Below are 17,900 nucleotides of genomic sequence, written 5' to 3'. Positions count from 1 at the left end.
AGCGGTTATTTTCCTTCCAACTTCCTGTATAATTGGTTAGACTTTAATTTTTTGATGTATTCTCCTAAATCCACTTTCACTTCACCAGACATAATGTAAAGTCCAATAATATTCGGAAATGACATAGCTAATATCATCATATCCGAGAAGTCAAGAACAGCACCTAAACTTACAGAAGCTCCAATAACTACGAATACTAAAAATAACATTTTATAAATAAATTCAATTTTTTTACTCTTTCCAAATAAGTATGTCCAAGCTCTCATACCATAGTAAGACCATGAAATCATAGTTGAAAATGCGAATAAGAAAACAGCTACTGCTAATACATAAGGGAACCAAGAAATTTGGCTACCAAAAGCATCTGAAGTTAATTGTGCACCTGCTAAACCTTCTACTTCATGCATTCCTGTAAAAATAAGAACTAATGCAGTTAAAGTACAAACAACCACGGTATCAATAAATGGCTCTAGTAAAGCTACGAAACCTTCAGACGGCGGATTATTCGTTTTTGCTGTACTATGCGCAATGGCAGCAGATCCAACACCGGCCTCGTTTGAGAATGCCGCACGTTGGAAACCAACAACTAACACCCCAATAACACCACCTTTTAAGGCTGATGGATTAAAAGCACCTTCATAGATGGCAGAAAATGCCGGACCTATATTTTGTATATTCATGATAATCACGGCTAAAGCAGCAACTATATAAATGGACGCCATTACTGGAACTACTTTCCCTGTAACTTTAGCAATACTATTAATTCCTCCAATAATAACTACACCAACTAATATGGCTGTTACGATACCGAAAGCAAATCCATTACCTTCTAACATTGGGAATTGCCCAGCTAATTGCTCAAAAGATTGGTTGGCTTGGAACATGTTACCACCTCCAAAAGAAGCACCAACAGCCAAAACAGCAAACATACCCGCAAGTACTTTACCAATACCTTTCATATTACGTTTTTCTAAACCGTAACGTAAATAGTTCATAGGGCCACCAAATACACGGCCATCAGGTAAAATATCACGATATTTTACACCTAGAGTACATTCTACAAATTTGGTTGACATACCTAATAAACCACAAACAATCATCCAGAAAGTTGCTCCCGCGCCTCCTAATGAAACAGCCACGGCAACACCTGCAATATTTCCTAAACCAACAGTTCCTGAAACAGCTGTTGCCAAAGCTTGAAAGTGTGTAACCTGACCTGGCGCATCTGGATCATCATATTTTCCGCGTGCTAAGTCAATAGCATGTTTAAACCCACGAATGTTTATAAAACCCATTCGTATGGTAAAGAATAAAGCACCAAGAACTAACCAAATTACAATAAATGAAATTGGCTTTGTAAGAGGATCACCATTTGGATGCGTTAATACAAGAGGTTCATCATATTTCACTTGTGCGAAAAAATGCGCACCTTGTTCAATAACATGTTTCGAATTTTCTGAATTATAAATAACTTTTCCTTCTGCCGTTAACTGTTTTAAAGTTCCTTTTCCTAAAGAGTTTACGGTCGTTTCTTTTCCTAAATTATCTGAAATAATAGCAATAGGCTCATCATTAACTACTTTTGCACCATCAGCTTTAAGCCATTTTACTAGTGTGTATTTATTATTAATATCATTAGTCCAATTCGGTATACCAATTTGTTTCTGATCTGCGTAAACAACCGGGTCATAAACTCCCACGGCAGCAAATGGATCCCAAAAAAGTACAGAGCCCAAAGCACCAACGGCTGGGGTCATGGTACCATTAAAAATTTCTGTTATGGCATCTGCTTTAACTGTAAAAACCGCTGTTTTACTAGCGCCTGTTGCATCAGTTACGAGCACAGTGTAAGGCACACCTTCTGTCAGTCCTATAGATCTATTAGACTTTAAAGATGTCTTTTGGTTACTCCAGCGGTATGTAAAAGGCTCTACTCCACCTTTAACTGTAATAGTAACTACACCATCATTGATAGAAGTTGAAGGGTTTGAAACGTCACCCACGATTTCAAAATCTTGTGCAAACCCTAGTATTGGTAGTATTACAGTGAAAATTGAAAGAAGAATTTTCTTCATAAGATTTATTGTTAGTTAGTTTTTTTTAAATTAGTAGGACAAGATGCAAAAAAACATTGAGTTTTTAAAACATCTGTTGTTAAAAACAAATTTTGATTATTTGATATTATAAATAGAATTCAACTTCATAATCTGCTCTGGCCTACCAAGCACTATAATTTTACCGTTTGGCATAAGTGGCTGCTCGGCTTCTGGGTTAATAATATACTCACCATTTCCATCTTTGTAACCTATAACGTTACAGCCTGTTTTATTTCGTAAATCCAGATCACGAATGGTCTTAATATTGGAGGCATCATAAAGCTTGCTCACTGCAATTTCTTCAATGTTTATATTAGATTTTCCTCCAATGGATAAATTATCTATAAATTCAATTAAATCGGGTACTACTACTAAAGACGCCATATGATCACCACCAATTTTATCTGGTAAAATTACATTATTAGCCCCTGCCAATTTTAGTTTGTTATAAGAGGTTTCTTGTGAAGCACGACTTATAATAATCATTTCGTTATTAATTTGTCTTGCAGATAAAACCACAAACAAATTATCAGCATCATTAGGTAATGCCGAAATTAAGGTCGTAGCGCGTTCAATTCCGGCTAGCAGCAAAATTTCATCTTCATTGGCATTTCCAAGGACAAACGGTACCATTTCACTTTGATATTTATCAATCACCTCTTTATTGCGCTCAATAATTACAAACGGTTTTTTATAGGCCATTAATTTGTGGGCAGCCTGTTTGCCATTTCTGCCATAGCCACAAATAATAATATGATCAGAAAGATTATCAATCTTTTTTTGCATTTTTTTCTGTTTTAAATCTTCAAAATTATTTTTACTTAAAATGAATTCTGTAATAACACTAATAGCATAACCAACAATAACAATACTGGTAAGAATAAGGAAAATAGTGAACATTTTTGACGCATCATCTAGCGGGCGTACTTCACCAAAACCTACCGTAGTAACGGTTATAACGGTCATATAAAGCGCATCTATCCAGCGATAACCAGACATAAACATAAAACCGACTACACCAATAATAAGTAGAAAAATTAATAAGCCAATGGCTATAACTATTTTAGAGCGGAACAGATTGAGCATGAACGTGTTCATAACTATAGATCGAAAACAGAGGACCGTTTAGTGAATAACAAATCTTTAATACGCATCCAGAAAGCAAAAAATAAGTAAAGCGCAAAACCAAAACCTAATGTTACAAAGGTAAGATACATAAAAGAAGTACGTACCACTTTAGCACGAATGCCCATACGGTCCGCTATCCGCTGACAGACATAAAATCCATGCTTTTGAAAATAGAGCAACGGTTTGTAAAGAATATTCATACTGCAATGTAATAATTTATTTGTTTAATAATCTATTTCCAATAGCGCATTGCAAACATTTATTCAAATCGCAATACTGGGTTTTCAGTTGTAACAATGCTTGAGAAACGTAAGCCGAATCTGGCATAGGCTTTAAGTCATTAAACTTTTTTACGATGGTATTATTTTCCGAAGGGACTTTCTTCATCAAATCTAGCAATTCTGAAACTTGGTCTTGCCCTTGATGTTTAGAGTAAGCGAATTTAAGAGGAACAATGGTATTTATAATGAGTAAATTTATAAAGCTTTTGGTTAATATTTTTTTTGAAGTCTTTGAAATGGTTTGAAACGTATAATGACTTTCCCAAAAAGTGGAACAGCCAACCTGAAAAAGCACATAAAATTCTTCTAAAGTTGTGCCAGCAATAGTTTTAGAAAATAAACTATCGGATTCTAAATATAATTGGGCTAACTGCGATAAGCGAATAGTAGGAAAGTTGGGTGGTCGTAATTTAAAATACTGTGGACTTGTAACATGATCATTGTTTAGCTGAAATTTATTTTTTAAATAATGATAGTGCTTTACCAAATGCTGTTCATAAGGTTCTTGACTATTAGCATCCAGAACTCCAGCTTGTCCAAAAAAAAGTGCTTCCAGTTCCTCTGGTTTATTTTGAAGTTTTCTAATAATATTAAAATCTAAGGACTGCGCCATACTTAAAAACGCATCACCATTAATATTTAAGCCAAAATTTTTAGCCAGCATGACAAATAAAACCGCTTCCCAATTATTTTTCAATTTCTCTAATAAATCCGAAATTGCAACCGCTTTTTTCTCTAAACGTTCAATATATAAACGCTCCAACCAATTATTAAGCAAAAAATCCGCCGTGCTATGAAAATCGGGTTCACAATTAATCCATTTCTGCTGTTTTGAAAATAATTGGTAATAATTATCTAAAAGTTGTTTATCACTATATTTTTTGAGTTCCAAGGTTGGAATAACGGAATTATCCTTCCTGAAAATATCTGTATCATGTTCCCAGACCACATGAAGAATAACATTTTGATAAGCTGCATCTTTTTCGTGACTATGAACATACCAATCGCTAGATTTAATATGAATTTCCACATTTCCGGCCCAAAGCTGATCGTCAATTTTTAGTTGGGCTGCAAAAAAGTCTGGACCCGCTAAGTGATTGTGTTGTCCGCACTTAATAATAGTTACTGCTTGCCCATGCGTTGTTTTCAAATTCAAAATCTGAAACTTTTTAAATTGCCACAAATAATGTAAAAAGGCTTCTTGCATAATTCTAATTTAGACATTTTTAGCCAATTAAGAAACTTCATTTTTAGTTTCGTATTTTTACAGTACTGTTCCAATACTGGAACCTACATTTACTTATGAAATATCTCGTTTTCATAGCAATACTTTTTACCATGCAAACTTCAATACCTGTTTATAAATTTAATTCAGAAAGTAAATCAACGGATTGGCACGTTTTAGACGATGTGGTCATGGGTGGGAAATCTAATGGTTCGTTTTCTATAAATGAAGATGGTTTCGGTGTTTTTAAAGGCGAAATATCCCTAGAAAATAATGGAGGCTTTTCTTCAGTAAGACATGATTGCAAAATAAAACTGGAAGGCGATTTCAAACATTTTCAAATGCGCATAAAAGGAGATGGTAAACCTTTTCAATTTCGAGTTAAATCCAACAAAACCTATGAATATAGTTATGCGGCCACTTTTAATACTACAGGCGAATGGGAAACCATAAACATTGCTTTTGCCGATATGCCAGCCGTTTTTCGTGGTAGAAAACTAGACTTACCAACCTTTCCCAGTAATAATATTGAAGAAATAGGTTTTTTAATTGGGAATAAAAAAACCCAAACTTTTAAATTAGAAATAGATAGTATTATTTTACTTAAGTAAATAATCCACGCATAATTATTGTGCTTTTCTTCACGTCCATTTACTTCTAACTTTTAGTATCTTCGTTATTATGAATAAAATTGAAATCAGACACGTTGAAGTTGTTCAATATATAAATCCACTGCGTGAAGGTGGATCGCTTCCTGCTATAGTAAAAGCTGATGATGACTTCCTATATGTATTAAAGTTTAGAGGTGCCGGGCAAGGTAAAAAAGCATTAATTGCTGAACTTCTTGGCGGTGAAATAGCGCGAGCAATTGGCTTGAATGTTCCTGAATTGGTTTTTATGAATTTGGATGATTCCTTTAGTAAAACAGAACCTGATGAGGAAATTCAAGACTTACTTAAGTTCAGCGTTGGTTTAAATCTAGGATTGCATTATTTATCTAGCGCAATTACTTTTGATCCGTTAGCATCTAAAATTGATGCTATGACGGCTTCTAAAATCGTAATTTTGGATAGCCTTATTAGTAATATTGACCGCACCGCTAAAAACACCAACCTATTAGTATGGAATAAAGAAATTTGGGTGATTGATAATGGCGCCAGTTTTTATTTTCACCATAATTGGCCAACTTGGGAGAACCATTTAACACGCACCTTCCCGCTTATAAAAGATCATGTGCTATTAGAATTTGCAGAAAATCTGAAAGAAGCTTCATTAGAAATAAAAGAAAAACTCACCAATTTAAAAACACAAGAAATCATTGCGCTGATTCCGGAAGATTGGTTGCGACATGAGAATGATACGATTTCACCAATTGAAATTCGCGCAGCTTACAAAACGTATATAGAGGCCAAACTTGCTATGATTGATAATTTAGTTAAAGAAGCTGAAGATGCCAGATAAAGTTCCTTTTGAATATGCCATTATCAGGTTTGTACCTAAAGTTGAACGTGAAGAATTCTTTAACGTTGGCGTGCTTCTATTTTCCAAACGCAAAAAATTTCTAGGTATAAAATTTCACATTGATGAGAAGAAATTTGAAGCATTTTCCAGTGAAATAGAGTTAGCTGACATTGAAAATTATTTAAAATCTTGGGAACTAGTTTGTCATGGCAATCCAAATGGCGGAGCCATTGAAAAATTAGAATTATCCGACAGATTCCGATGGTTAGCGGCTTCAAAAAGCACTATCCTTCAATGTTCCAAAACGCATTCTGGATTATGTACAAATCCAAAAGAGACCTTGGAAGGTCTCTTTGAATCGTTTGTATTATAAAAATTTGAAATATTAGTTATTCAACATAACCCATTTTCTCCATCCATTCATTATTAAACATTTTCCCAACGTAGCGACTTCCATGATCGTGGAATAAAACCACAACCACATCGTCTTTGGTAAAATGTTCTTTCAACTGTAAAAGTCCTTTAATAGCGGCTCCAGCGGAATTTCCTAAAAACATACCTTCTTCCTTGGCTAATTTCTGCGTGTAAATAGCGGCATCCTTATCGGTTACTTTTGTAAAACCATCAATAATACTGAAATCGACGTTTTTTGGTAAAATATCTTCGCCAATACCTTCTGTTACATATGGATAAATTTCATTTTCATCAAAGATTCCTGTTTCGTGATATTTTTTAAACACACTTCCGTAGGTATCAATTCCCCACACTTTAATATCGGGATTTTGTTCTTTTAAATATTTTCCAACACCAGAAATGGTACCACCAGTTCCTACTCCAACCACAAAATGAGTAATTTTACCATCGGTTTGTTTCCAAATTTCTGGACCTGTACTCTGATAATGTGCTTTTGTATTACTTGGATTATCATATTGATTCACATACCAAGCATTCGGTGTTTCTTCGCCTAAACGTTTAGAAACAGAATAATAACTTCTAGGATCTGTTGGTTCCACGTTTGTAGGACAAACCACCACTTCTGCTCCAACAGCGCGCAAAATATCAACCTTTTCTTTACTTTGTTTATCGGCCATTACAAAAATACATTTGTAACCTTTAACAATCGCCGCAAGTGCTAATCCCATTCCTGTATTCCCTGAAGTTCCTTCAATAATAGTGCCGCCTGGTTTTAAACGCCCATCAGCTTCAGCATCTTCAATCATAGTTAAAGCCATACGATCTTTAACGGAGTTTCCAGGATTGAAGGTTTCATATTTTGATAAAACCAAACACGGTAAATCAGCTGTTAATTTATTCAATTTCACTAAAGGCGTATTACCAATAGTTTCTAATATATTTTCTGCGTATTCCATATATGCTTGCTTATGCGCTTATAATTAAAATGTAATGTGAAAATTGAAATGCAAAGGTAAGTTTTTGAATGGAAAGCACGAAACGTTTTTTAAACACGAATTTCGCGAATGCCTACTCTTACCGATTATTTCGCGGAGATTCACAAAGAAACGCAGAGATACACAGAGAATTTTGGAATTATCTTTCTACTCAATACGGTGACTTATTGCTGTTTTGCGTTAGCGATTGAAATGGCATCCTTTTTTGAGGTACGAGAAAAAGATATAATGGAAAGCGCGGTAATACGAAGCGATAGCGAAGTAGTAAACGCCCAAATTCAACTATTCAAAACGAATAGCTTTTACTGGCGAAATTTTAGTAATAATATAAGAAGGAATCAATAACATGAGTAAACACAAGATAAATGTACCAATGTTTAATGTGGCAATATAGGTGAAACTTAAATAAACAGGTGCTTCACTCACATAATAAACGTTAGGATCTAAAGGGAAAATTTTAAAATATTTTTGAGCAAGCAGAATTCCTAAACCTATAACATTTCCCCAAACCAATCCTAAAATAATTAAGTATGAAGCATTGTAGAGAAATATTTTACGAATGGTCCAATTATTACTGCCCAAAGCTTTCAAAATACCAATCATTTGGGTGCGTTCCAGAATTAAAACCAATAACGCGGTAACCATATTAAATCCGGCAACTATAACCATGATGCCAATAATTCCATAAATGTTTTTAACAAAAATACTTATCCACTCAAAAATAGAATCGAACTTTTTCTCGACAGTAATCGTGTTATATTCGGCTGGTGTATTCTTGTAAACTTGTTCACGAATGTCATCCAACTTTGAATAATCATTCACAAAAAGTTCAAAATGTCCAACTTCATCTTTTTCCCATTTATTAATACGTTGTAAATGTTTGATATGCGAAATGACATACGTTTTATCAAATTCCTGAAAGCCGGAGTTATAAATTCCCACTATTTTATAAGGAATAATGCGTGGTTGCTTATTGAAATCGTTATTTACAAAATACGTTTGAATAGTTTCACCAACGCCCAAATGCAGACGATTGGCAATGTATTCAGATATCAAAACATCTTCGCTATAGGAATCTGTATATATTGGCAAAGTTCCCTCCACCAAATATTCCTGAAAATAATCCCATTTATAATCCGTACCAACGCCTTTTACAATGATGGCTTCAAAATCGTCTTCCGTTCTAATAATTCCAAATTTTGTGGCAACACCTTGAATATGACTGACGCCTTCAACCGCTTTAAAATCGGGGTAAAAATCTTGTTTTAATGATAACGGACTATCACTTTCTTGCGAATTATTATCGCCAAATTTAGAAATCATCAATTCACCATTAAAGGCAACGACTTTATCACGAATTTTTTGTTGAAGTCCAATTCCAGTGGCAATAGAAATCATCATCACAATGATACCTATAGCAATTGCCGCGATACCAATTTTTATTATTGGTGCCGATACGCTACTTTTATACGCTTTACTGTCAATAATGCGTTTTGCTATAAAATATTCGAAATTCAAATGATGCAATTACTATTAAATAAGTCCAAAAATACAGTTTTATTATTTGTTATGGTACTGATTTCTTGTGGAAACTTTTCACAAAATGAATCGACTTCAAAAGCCAATACAACTCAAAATTCAGCACATCCAATTCCCGCCAAAACGGAGTCTATAACTGTTGGTGCAAACCAAACAATGGTTTATTTGCCGCTGTTAAAAGGAAAGCGCGTTGGGGTTGTTGCAAACCAAACTAGCGTTATTTTTAAAGATAACGCGCATAAAACATATACGCATTTAGTGGACTCATTAGTAGCCTTAAACGTGAATGTCATTAAAGTTTTTTCTCCGGAACATGGTTTTCGTGGCACAGCAGATGCTGGAGAAATGGTTAAAGATGGTTTCGATTCTAAAACAGGTTTACCTATTATTTCTCTTTACGGAAATAATAAAAAACCGAGTAAAGAACAGTTGGCCGATATTGATTTTATGATTTTCGACATCCAAGATGTTGGCGCTCGTTTTTACACCTATATTTCGTCTTTACATTTTGTTATGGAAGCTTGTGCCGAACAAAATATTCCTCTTTTAATTTTAGACAGACCGAATCCAAACGGTCATTATATAGATGGACCAGTTTTGGAAATGGAGCATACTAGCTTTGTTGGTATGCATCCCGTTCCTGTAGTTCATGGCATGACAATTGGCGAATATGCCCAAATGATTAATGGTGAAAAGTGGCTAAAAAATGAAGTAACATGTAAACTAACCGTTATTCATGTTAACAATTACACGCATCAAACGGCTTATAAGTTACCTATAAAACCATCACCTAATTTACCAAATGATGTAGCTATAAATTTGTATCCAAGCTTATGCTTTTTTGAAGGCACTAATGTCAATGCAGGTCGCGGCACTGAAAAACAGTTTCAAATTTTTGGGAGTCCTTTTTTAGATAAAAAGAAATTCAATTTTAATTATACATTTACACCCAAACCAAATGAAGGTGCCAAAAGCCCTAAACATGACGGCAAACTTTGTTATGGTTTAGATTTAAGTGCTTCAAAACCTTTAAAACACATTAATTTAACTTATATAATTGAAGCTTATCAAGCGACAAATGATAAAAAAGCGTTTTTCAATAATTTCTTTATAAAATTAGCTGGAACAACTTCGTTACAGAAACAAATTGAATCCGGCATGAGCGCTCTCGAGATTAAGAAAACCTGGACTCAAGGTTTAGAAGCTTATGATAGCATGCGCCAACCTTACTTACTTTACAAATAACTAATTATACGGTTTGCCGTTAGGTCTTAAATTTTCTTTTCGGTATGCTTCTCTAGATTGATTAACGTAGCGAGGATCATCACTAAAACGGCGTGTATCAGAAAGACTATAAGGAACAAAAATAACGTCGCCATTATCTGCAAGAGCATCTTCTGTTTTAATAGAAGCTGCTAGAGGTTTATTTTTAGATCTCATTTTTTTAGAATCAAAACTGATTTCTCTAGTTTCTCTAGGTGGAACTAAATTTTTTAAAGATTCTATATTTGTAGCTTTAACATTAGCTCTTGAAAAATCAGTAGCTACATTATCAGTTTTTAAAGTTCTTGCAGAAATTACCTTATTAAAATTTTCAGGCATTAGAATGGTATCTTCATCTAATCCAGTCGTAATATTAAGTGCCAAATTAGAAGTGGAAAATTCCATAATTGGTAATAATCTAGCAATTTTAAAAACGACTGTTTTACTATAAATATAGGTACCATCTTTACCTTCAATAAAAAACACTGAAATGGTATAATTACCAACATCTAATTTATTTAATGGCACGCCCACTTCTTTAGCTTCATTAGGAAAAGGAATAACCTGAACTTCGAAATCGTTTATAATTTCAATTTTTAGAAAGGACAAACTGACTCTTTAACAATAAGGAATCTCCCGCAACATTTAAATTGTGCGATAAGCCCGATGCTTTGGTATTAATGTTTTTTGTTAAGGTTGAGTAAATTGTATTTTGTCCGTAGAAAACGTGTTTGCAACACACTACCATAAACATAAACATCATTATTTGAAATGGTTTCATGACGAATAAATTTAATTTTACACATCTGTTTTGAGCTATCAATCAGTTGTTTATAGCGTAAAAGTAAGATGATGCTACAAGCGAATCTAATAATGAACTTGTTATTCGTTAAGGCTCAATATTTTTTAGTTTAACAGAAAATTATTGAAAATTTTATCGATTAACGGAGTAGAAAGAATAGAAACACATAATTACTTTAATGGATTTATATTTCAAAAACAGATAGGAACCCTTTAAATACGTTCAATAGCCGTTAGTTTGTCTAGAATATAAATTACGAAGATTATTTTTTTTGGAGATTGAGAAACAACAAGTACATGTTTACCTTTTGATAAACTATCAAGTGATAACTTATAATTAAAAGCATCTAATTGGGTATCAATTTCACGCTTAAAATCGTTATTGATGGCGTAAATCCGACTGATTTTAGAGGGACTTTTTAGAATTAAAGTGTCTCTAGTTTTATTTAATTCATGGAATAAAGTGCTTGCTCCTAAATTGGTGTTTTTCTCTAATTTGGCAATGTAGTTGGATTGCGCATATGTTGATGATGCTACTATGAAAATACCGAAAAATAAAAACTTGAAAACAAGTGTCTTCATATATTATTAAAACCAATTTTAGCAAATATAAATTCTCTTATTTAAATTTCCTCACAAAAAACAAATTTTCTTTAAGGAAAAACTTACAAAAAACCGTAAAAAGATAGTTAACTGACAAATAAAAGAGATAAACAGTCTGGTTTCTGCTAAAAAACAGAAAATTCTTTTTCCGCTATGTTTTAATAGTTGGTCTCTGATATTTCACAAATGGCTGTTTTAAGAGTTCTTGAATTTTACCATTTGCTATTTCATCTGGAAACACATCAACACCATAAATAATTTTATCACGATCTAATTCCATATAGGTACCAAAGAGTCTATCCCAGATAGAGAAAATATTTCCGTAGTTAGAATCGGTATAAGGCAACACATGATGGTGATGCACCTTATGCATATCTGGAGAAATAAAAATATAACTGATGACCTTATCTAATTTTCGAGGCATTTTTATATTAGCATGTGTTAATTGCGTAAAAATAACCGAAAGCGATTGGTACAAAAAAACAATGCCAATGGGTGCTCCCACAATAAAAACACCAAAAATAGTAAAAGAGAAACGAATAACGCTTTCAATAGGATGGTGCCTGTTTCCAGTTGTAATATCTACCTGATGATCGGTATGATGCACTAAATGAACCATCCAAAGCGCTGGAATTTTGTGTTCTACAAAATGTGCTAAATAAGCACCAAAAAAATCAAGTAGTAACACGCCTAAAATAACATATAACCATAAAGGCATGGTTGGTAACCAATTAATAATTCCGAAGTTATTGGCTATAACCCAATCCGTGGATTTTAATAGCAAAAAGGCTAATCCGAAGTTTATTATAATGGTAGTTAGCGTAAAAAATAAGTTGGGCCAAGCGTGTTTCCATTTCTTATATCTAAAAAGAAATAAAGGCAAAGCACCTTCCAAAATCCAAAAAAGCATAATTCCACCCACCAGTAAAATACTTCGGTGCAGGGTTGGAATGTTTTCAAAATAGTTAAAAATGGCTTCCAAGGTGTTTTTTGTTTAAATATACTAAAAGTTATAATTAAAACGGAATCCGCTTTTTCATTTCTTCGACAATATTGTAGGCAGCTGGGCAAATTTCAACATTTTTCATGGTTAAATTTGAAATTTGCTGAAATTTCTTGCGGTCAGTATGTGGAAATTCACGGCACGCTTTGGGTCTGACTTCATAAATACCACAATAATTATCGGCGCCTAAAAAGGTGCATGGAACAGATTGCAAAACATAATCATTCTCTTCATCCAATCTTAAAAACTGATCAATAAAAGGTTGTGGTTTCATTTTAAAATGCTTGGAAATCCGCTCTATATCCTTATCCGTAAATAGTGGCCCTGTCGTTTTACAGCAATTGGCACATGTTAAGCAATCGGTTCGCTTAAATTCCGCCTCATGCAGTTCTTGCATGATATAATCCAATTGCTTTGGCGGCTTCTTTTTTAATTTTTTAAAGAAATCTTTATTTTCCTTATGCTTATCTTTGGCGAGTTTTGGTAGACTTTCTATTTTGGGTTTCAAGTTCAAAATTCAAGGTTTGAGATTCAAATCCTTGCAAAACTATAAAAACCATCCTAATATTAAACTTTAAATATTAAACTTTGAATTTAAAAGACATTTTTGGCAAAGCATTATTAGACTATCAATCTGGAAATTATACAGAAGATATGGTTACATCTACTAGTATTTCAGAAGAAGATGAGTTACCTATTTCCTATTTATTTCGAGACTTTAAAGACATGCCGAAACTGGAGCAGAAAGCGCTGAAATTGGCTAAAGGCACTGTTTTAGATGTGGGTTGCGGCGCCGGAAGTCACAGTTTATATTTACAAAACAAAGGCCTTTCTGTAAAAGCGATAGATATTTCAGCAGGTGCTATTGCCGTGGCCAAAAATCGCGGTGTGAAATTTGCGGAATTAAAAGATCTTCTAGATGAAACTGAAACCTTTGACACCATTTTGTTACTAATGAATGGCACAGGTATTTTCCAAGAATTATCAGAAGTCAGCACCTATTTGAAGCATTTAAAATCCTTATTAAATCCTGGAGGTCAGATTTTGATTGATTCGTCAGACATAAAATATATGTACGAAGATGAAGATGGCGGATTATGGATTGATACACATGCCAACTATTACGGAGAATTGGATTATTACTTAAGTTATAAGGGTGAAGAAGAAACGCCTATGAAATGGCTGTATTTGGATTTTGATATGCTATATAAAGCCTGTCAAACCATAGAATTGTCTTGTGATAAAGTGATGGATGGTGACCATTTTGACTATTTGGCTAGGTTATATTAGAGTTTTGTTGATTTGAGGATGAGAAGATGTGAAGATGTGAGGATGTGAGGATGTGAGGATGTGAGGATTATATTTTTAAACTCTTGTTTTTGGAAACAAAAAAATCGGCAGAAACCTACGTTTTTGCCGATTTTTGAATTTTTAATACCTAAAACCTATTCCCTATTTTAGTTGTGGTTTTCCACCTAAATAGGTTTGTTCTACTTTAGTTTCTGGAACTTGTTGAATAGCAACTTTCATAATATCGCGATCTAAAATAATGAAATCGGCAAATTTACCAACCTCAATACTGCCTTTTTCATTTTCCTCAAAATTCGAATAAGCAGCCCAAATGGTCATACCGCGCAACGTTTCTTCACGAGACAAGGCATTTTCCATTTGGAAACCATCTTTTGGAAATTGTTCCACATCTTGACGTGCAACGGACGAATGAAATGTTAAAAATGGACTTACTTTTTCTACCGGGAAATCAGTCCCCAAAGCTACTTTCCCATAAATATCTAGTAATTCTTTATAGGCATAAGCACCTTTCATACGCTCCGCTCCTAACCTTTCTTCAGCCCAATACATATCACTTGTGGCATGAGTTGGTTGAATGGATGGCATAATATCACCGAACTTTTTAAAATCTTCTGGCGAAATTATTTGCGCATGTTCAATTCTCCAACGTCTATCTTTTTTGCCTTCTAAAGCTTTTTTGTAAATGTTTAAAACGGCATGATTAGCAGAATCGCCAATAGCATGTGTATTTAATTGGAATTCAGAATTGGCAATACGGTTTGCTGCTTTTTCTAAATAATCTAAACTAGTAACTGGTAATCCAAAAACCTCATGAGCATCAGAATATGGTTCACGAAGTAAAGCACCACGAGAGCCTAAAGCACCATCTGAAGATATTTTAAAGGAACGGATATGCATACCATCCGTTTTCACTATACCGTTTTTCAAATAATAATCTAATTGATCTGCGGTGCCACTAGCCATGACGTATAAACGAATTTTCAAATCGCCAGACTTATATAAACTATCCATAATAGCAATCCCGTCAGCGCCAACACCTGCATCATCAATAGTTGTTAATCCATATTTAAAGCATTCTTCTTGAGCCGCTAAAAGGGCATTAACGCGTTGACTTCTTGTTGTAGCAGGCCAATTGTCATATACCAAACTTTGAGCGCGATCTATTAAAACGCCTGTCAATTTTCCATCTTTCTTAACGAAATCGCCACCATCTATCTTACTTTTTTCGGTAACATTTCCTAAATTTAAAGCCGCTTGATTAAACAATGCTGCATGGCCATCCACACGAACTAAAGCCACCGGCGTGTCTGGATACAGTTGATTTAATAAGACATTGTCCGGATATTCTTTTCCTTCAAAATTATTTTGATCCCAACCTCTAGCATAAATAACAGCTGATTCTTTATCTTGTTGAAAGTCTAATACACGCTTAATAACCTCTTCAAAACTTTTTGAACCCATTAAGTCAACACTCAATAGATTATTTCCTAAACCTTCAAAATGTGCGTGTGCATCAATAAAACCCGGCATAATAGTTTTACCTTGTGCATCAATAAGGGTATCTGCCACATATTTATCTTGAAGAATTTTGGCACTGGCTATTTCCAAGAATTTACCATCTTTTATGGCGAAAGCTTCGGCTTTATCAAATGTACCGTTTACAGTATACACGTTTCCGTTGATGACAATAGCGTCAACTTGAATTTTTTCTTTCTGGCACGATAGCATGGTTGCTAATATGGCTAGAGTTAAAAGTTTTTTCATAATTATTTTTGAATTAATTCTAGATATTTTCCATCTTTTAGTCTGAATACTAGAACTCACGATTTGTAAAAATAGTAAAAGCGTTCAAATTTGAACGCTTTTAAAGAAATATTAGAGAAAATTGATAAAATCCGCAATCAAGTTCATTTTCAACTAAAAGTTAGTACTTCTATCCATGAGATTAGCTGCACTGAACTCAAATGTTTCCTACCTTGGCAGGAATTTAGATTAAAAATCAAATTTATAACTTGCTCCAGCAATAGCCTGAAAACTTTGAACTGGATAATTAGACCAACGTTGATAATTCTGACTAGCAATATTATTTACTTTTGCAAAAACGGATAATCGGTCGTTTACATGATAACCAACATGAGCGTTGGCATCAAAAAAACCATCTAAAGTAACTTTTTGCGTTGGATTAACCAATGTTGGAAATAACGGATTATTTACAACGGCAAAGCCAGATAAGGATTCGCGTTCGCCTTCATAGAATAAGCTAGCACCAGCAAACCATTTTTCTGAAATTTGATAATCCATAAATAATGACGCTTTGATGCTTGGTAAATTCCACGCTTCGGCTTCATATTTAGTATCATAAATAAAATAATCCGCAGACAAACCTAATGTAAAATTACGGTTTAAATCCACATTCAATTCACCTCCAGCAGTTATGGTAGTTACATTGTCATAAACCACGCCGTAGGAATTTCCAAACTGGTAGGATTCATTTAAAGCGAAATCATAAGGCACTAAATTATTTCGAAATAATCCTTTATTATTTTCAGCCATATAAGCACCTTTAATATTATAACCGACGCTATTGGAAACTTTTCCTTTCAAGCCAACAAAGGCATGGTATTTCTGATCGGTTGGCGTAATGCCTAAAGTTGGCGATACAAATGGATTGTCTTGAGCAAAACTATAATAGGTGTTCTGAATTAAACCACCTTTAATTCCACCATAAGCAATAACCAATTCATCAACAACGCGGTATGAAGCCGAAATATTTGGGTAGATGAAAAAATTACTATCACCCGCTTCTGTATTATTTAAGTACACTAAAGAAACACCTAAATCTAGCGTTAAATCGTCTTGAATTAATTGATAAGTAGGTGCTAAACCAATACTAAAGTTACCATAATCTACGGCATCTGTTGTAATGTAATTTCTATCAAAACTTCCACCTACATATTCAATAGTTAACTCTGTATTAATTTCAAAATCACTTACAGGAATATCAGATGCAATTTTAGCTTTGAAATTATTTTCACCAGATCCGTAATCATCACCAAAATGTCTAAAAAGCACACTTCCAGTATCAATATAAGAATCTTGAAACGTAAAATCGCCACCTAAATGCACACCATAAAAAGAATGAACTGCATCAACTCCTACAGCATCAGCTTCCGTAAAAAGCGGTTGCTGCATGCCATACCAATTGTAAATTTGATGCAAACCACCAAAGTTAACGTTCCAAGACATATCACGATTGGTTTGTCCATAGGTTGCTTGCAGTTTGGTATCAAAAAAAGCATCATCTAATAAAAGTTTATCAATACCACCTTGAGATGATTCATGACGAATATAACCGCCAACTGTTTCGTTTCGACTAATAGCATGGTTTAAATATAATTCACCTAAAATGGTTGTATAACTTCCAAAACCTAAAGATGCGTAATTATTATAAAATTTTGGCGGCTTTTGTTTGTCTAAAACCGCAGCTTTACCCTTTGCAGGCGTAAATGTTGACGCTACAGGAATAGAAAAAATATTGTATTCAATAGGTTTTTTTGTAGCCGTAACATCATCATCCAAAGATGGTGTTTCCTTGACCTTAAACGCATCTGAAATAGAAGGAGTATAAGGCTTCACCACGTTAATAACATTGGTATCCAACGTATCTTTATCACGAACTTGTGCAAATGAAGCGATACTTGAAAGTGTAAATAAACTTGCAAAAATAATATAAAAGTGCTTGCGCATAGAATTGAATTTTGATTGCTGAAATTGTTGCTG

Annotated in this window: 17 protein-coding genes; 5 read left to right on the top strand and 12 right to left on the bottom strand. The window is 34.0% G+C overall.

From position 1 onward, the window contains the following. Positions 1 to 5: 5 nt before the first annotated feature. The 4 genes from ES674_RS09260 to ES674_RS09245 all read right to left on the bottom strand — a co-directional run bounded on the left by ES674_RS09260 (position 6) and on the right by ES674_RS09245 (position 4,712). Positions 6 to 2,075 carry an amino acid carrier protein gene (locus ES674_RS09260; protein ID WP_148403723.1) on the bottom strand — a complete coding sequence of 690 codons (2,070 nt, stop codon included), beginning with the start codon at positions 2,073 to 2,075 and terminating at the stop codon, positions 6 to 8. A 96-nt stretch (positions 2,076 to 2,171) separates the two neighbouring features. Continuing rightward, a complete protein-coding gene (locus ES674_RS09255) occupies positions 2,172 to 3,182 on the bottom strand; it encodes a potassium channel family protein (RefSeq protein ID WP_246126009.1) in 1,011 nt (336 codons plus the stop codon). 14 nt (positions 3,183 to 3,196) lie between these two features. Then, positions 3,197 to 3,424: a PspC domain-containing protein gene (locus ES674_RS09250; protein ID WP_148403721.1), complete on the bottom strand. Its 228-nt coding sequence runs from the start codon at positions 3,422 to 3,424 to the stop codon at positions 3,197 to 3,199. Positions 3,425 to 3,440: 16 nt separating this feature from the next. Then, positions 3,441 to 4,712, bottom strand: a complete 1,272-nt coding sequence (locus ES674_RS09245) for a DUF2851 family protein (RefSeq protein WP_148403720.1) — start codon at positions 4,710 to 4,712, stop codon at positions 3,441 to 3,443. 131 nt (positions 4,713 to 4,843) lie between these two features. Here ES674_RS09245 and ES674_RS09240 point away from each other — a divergent pair, with 131 nt between their 5' ends. The 3 genes from ES674_RS09240 (at position 4,844) to ES674_RS09230 (ending at position 6,564) form a co-directional block, all read left to right on the top strand. Continuing rightward, positions 4,844 to 5,341 carry a CIA30 family protein gene (locus ES674_RS09240; protein ID WP_246126008.1) on the top strand — a complete coding sequence of 166 codons (498 nt, stop codon included), beginning with the start codon at positions 4,844 to 4,846 and terminating at the stop codon, positions 5,339 to 5,341. A gap of 70 nt (positions 5,342 to 5,411) precedes the next feature. After that, positions 5,412 to 6,191, top strand: a complete 780-nt coding sequence (locus ES674_RS09235) for a HipA family kinase (RefSeq protein WP_148403719.1) — start codon at positions 5,412 to 5,414, stop codon at positions 6,189 to 6,191. Continuing rightward, positions 6,181 to 6,564, top strand: a complete 384-nt coding sequence (locus tag ES674_RS09230; RefSeq protein ID WP_148403718.1) for a DUF3037 domain-containing protein — start codon at positions 6,181 to 6,183, stop codon at positions 6,562 to 6,564. Before ES674_RS09235 ends, ES674_RS09230 begins: the two co-directional genes overlap by 11 nt. A 16-nt stretch (positions 6,565 to 6,580) precedes the next feature. Here the strand turns inward: ES674_RS09230 and ES674_RS09225 are convergent, their stop codons facing one another. After that, the gene (locus ES674_RS09225; RefSeq protein WP_148403717.1) at positions 6,581 to 7,561 is read right to left on the bottom strand and encodes a PLP-dependent cysteine synthase family protein; all 981 of its coding nucleotides are present in this window, start codon (positions 7,559 to 7,561) and stop codon (positions 6,581 to 6,583) included. 321 nt (positions 7,562 to 7,882) lie between these two features. Further along, the gene (locus tag ES674_RS09220; protein ID WP_148403716.1) at positions 7,883 to 9,118 is read right to left on the bottom strand and encodes an ABC transporter permease; all 1,236 of its coding nucleotides are present in this window, start codon (positions 9,116 to 9,118) and stop codon (positions 7,883 to 7,885) included. On the opposite strand from ES674_RS09220, the gene ES674_RS09215 reads away from it, so the two are divergent. Further along, positions 9,119 to 10,384, top strand: coding sequence for an exo-beta-N-acetylmuramidase NamZ family protein (locus ES674_RS09215; RefSeq protein ID WP_148403715.1), 1,266 nt, complete (start codon positions 9,119 to 9,121; stop codon positions 10,382 to 10,384). Here ES674_RS09215 and ES674_RS09210 read toward each other — a convergent pair whose 3' ends face one another. The 4 genes from ES674_RS09210 to ES674_RS09195 form a co-directional block, all read right to left on the bottom strand. Further along, positions 10,385 to 11,011, bottom strand: coding sequence for a hypothetical protein (locus ES674_RS09210; protein ID WP_148403714.1), 627 nt, complete (start codon positions 11,009 to 11,011; stop codon positions 10,385 to 10,387). 405 nt (positions 11,012 to 11,416) lie between these two features. After that, positions 11,417 to 11,785 (bottom strand): hypothetical protein, encoded by a 369-nt coding sequence (locus tag ES674_RS09205; protein WP_148403713.1) that lies wholly within the window; start codon positions 11,783 to 11,785, stop codon positions 11,417 to 11,419. 172 nt (positions 11,786 to 11,957) lie between these two features. Beyond that, the gene (locus tag ES674_RS09200) at positions 11,958 to 12,788 is read right to left on the bottom strand and encodes a sterol desaturase family protein (RefSeq protein ID WP_148403712.1); all 831 of its coding nucleotides are present in this window, start codon (positions 12,786 to 12,788) and stop codon (positions 11,958 to 11,960) included. 34 nt (positions 12,789 to 12,822) lie between these two features. Next, positions 12,823 to 13,323, bottom strand: a complete 501-nt coding sequence (locus ES674_RS09195; protein WP_394348502.1) for a YkgJ family cysteine cluster protein — start codon at positions 13,321 to 13,323, stop codon at positions 12,823 to 12,825. Positions 13,324 to 13,463: 140 nt separating this feature from the next. On the opposite strand from ES674_RS09195, the gene ES674_RS09190 reads away from it, so the two are divergent. Further along, positions 13,464 to 14,099, top strand: coding sequence for a class I SAM-dependent methyltransferase (locus ES674_RS09190; RefSeq protein WP_148404113.1), 636 nt, complete (start codon positions 13,464 to 13,466; stop codon positions 14,097 to 14,099). A 162-nt stretch (positions 14,100 to 14,261) separates the two neighbouring features. Here the strand turns inward: ES674_RS09190 and ES674_RS09185 are convergent, their stop codons facing one another. Together ES674_RS09185 and ES674_RS09180 are read right to left on the bottom strand one after the other, a co-directional pair. Further along, positions 14,262 to 15,884 carry an amidohydrolase gene (locus ES674_RS09185; protein ID WP_148403710.1) on the bottom strand — a complete coding sequence of 541 codons (1,623 nt, stop codon included), beginning with the start codon at positions 15,882 to 15,884 and terminating at the stop codon, positions 14,262 to 14,264. A 228-nt stretch (positions 15,885 to 16,112) separates the two neighbouring features. Continuing rightward, entirely contained in the window at positions 16,113 to 17,867 is a 1,755-nt protein-coding gene (locus ES674_RS09180) for a TonB-dependent receptor (RefSeq protein WP_148403709.1), read from the bottom strand. Between the last annotated feature and the right edge of the window lie 33 nt (positions 17,868 to 17,900).

The organism is Bizionia myxarmorum (assembly GCF_008086205.1).
Taxonomy (GTDB): Bacteria; Bacteroidota; Bacteroidia; order Flavobacteriales; family Flavobacteriaceae; genus Algorimicrobium; species Algorimicrobium myxarmorum.
Note: the sequence above shows the minus strand (reverse complement) of the source record. Positions and strands in the feature narration are given on the sequence as shown.

Coding starts and splice junctions, on each gene's coding strand:
- ES674_RS09225 (WP_148403717.1), bottom strand. CDS start 7,561: ATGGAATACGCAGAAAATATATTAGAAACTATTGGTAATACGCCTTTA.
- ES674_RS09250 (WP_148403721.1), bottom strand. CDS start 3,424: ATGAATATTCTTTACAAACCGTTGCTCTATTTTCAAAAGCATGGATTT.
- ES674_RS09180 (WP_148403709.1), bottom strand. CDS start 17,867: ATGCGCAAGCACTTTTATATTATTTTTGCAAGTTTATTTACACTTTCA.
- ES674_RS09215 (WP_148403715.1), top strand. CDS start 9,119: ATGATGCAATTACTATTAAATAAGTCCAAAAATACAGTTTTATTATTT.
- ES674_RS09260 (WP_148403723.1), bottom strand. CDS start 2,075: ATGAAGAAAATTCTTCTTTCAATTTTCACTGTAATACTACCAATACTA.
- ES674_RS09190 (WP_148404113.1), top strand. CDS start 13,464: ATGGTTACATCTACTAGTATTTCAGAAGAAGATGAGTTACCTATTTCC.
- ES674_RS09245 (WP_148403720.1), bottom strand. CDS start 4,712: ATGCAAGAAGCCTTTTTACATTATTTGTGGCAATTTAAAAAGTTTCAG.
- ES674_RS09185 (WP_148403710.1), bottom strand. CDS start 15,884: ATGAAAAAACTTTTAACTCTAGCCATATTAGCAACCATGCTATCGTGC.
- ES674_RS09240 (WP_246126008.1), top strand. CDS start 4,844: ATGCAAACTTCAATACCTGTTTATAAATTTAATTCAGAAAGTAAATCA.
- ES674_RS09235 (WP_148403719.1), top strand. CDS start 5,412: ATGAATAAAATTGAAATCAGACACGTTGAAGTTGTTCAATATATAAAT.
- ES674_RS09230 (WP_148403718.1), top strand. CDS start 6,181: ATGCCAGATAAAGTTCCTTTTGAATATGCCATTATCAGGTTTGTACCT.
- ES674_RS09205 (WP_148403713.1), bottom strand. CDS start 11,785: ATGAAGACACTTGTTTTCAAGTTTTTATTTTTCGGTATTTTCATAGTA.
- ES674_RS09255 (WP_246126009.1), bottom strand. CDS start 3,182: ATGCTCAATCTGTTCCGCTCTAAAATAGTTATAGCCATTGGCTTATTA.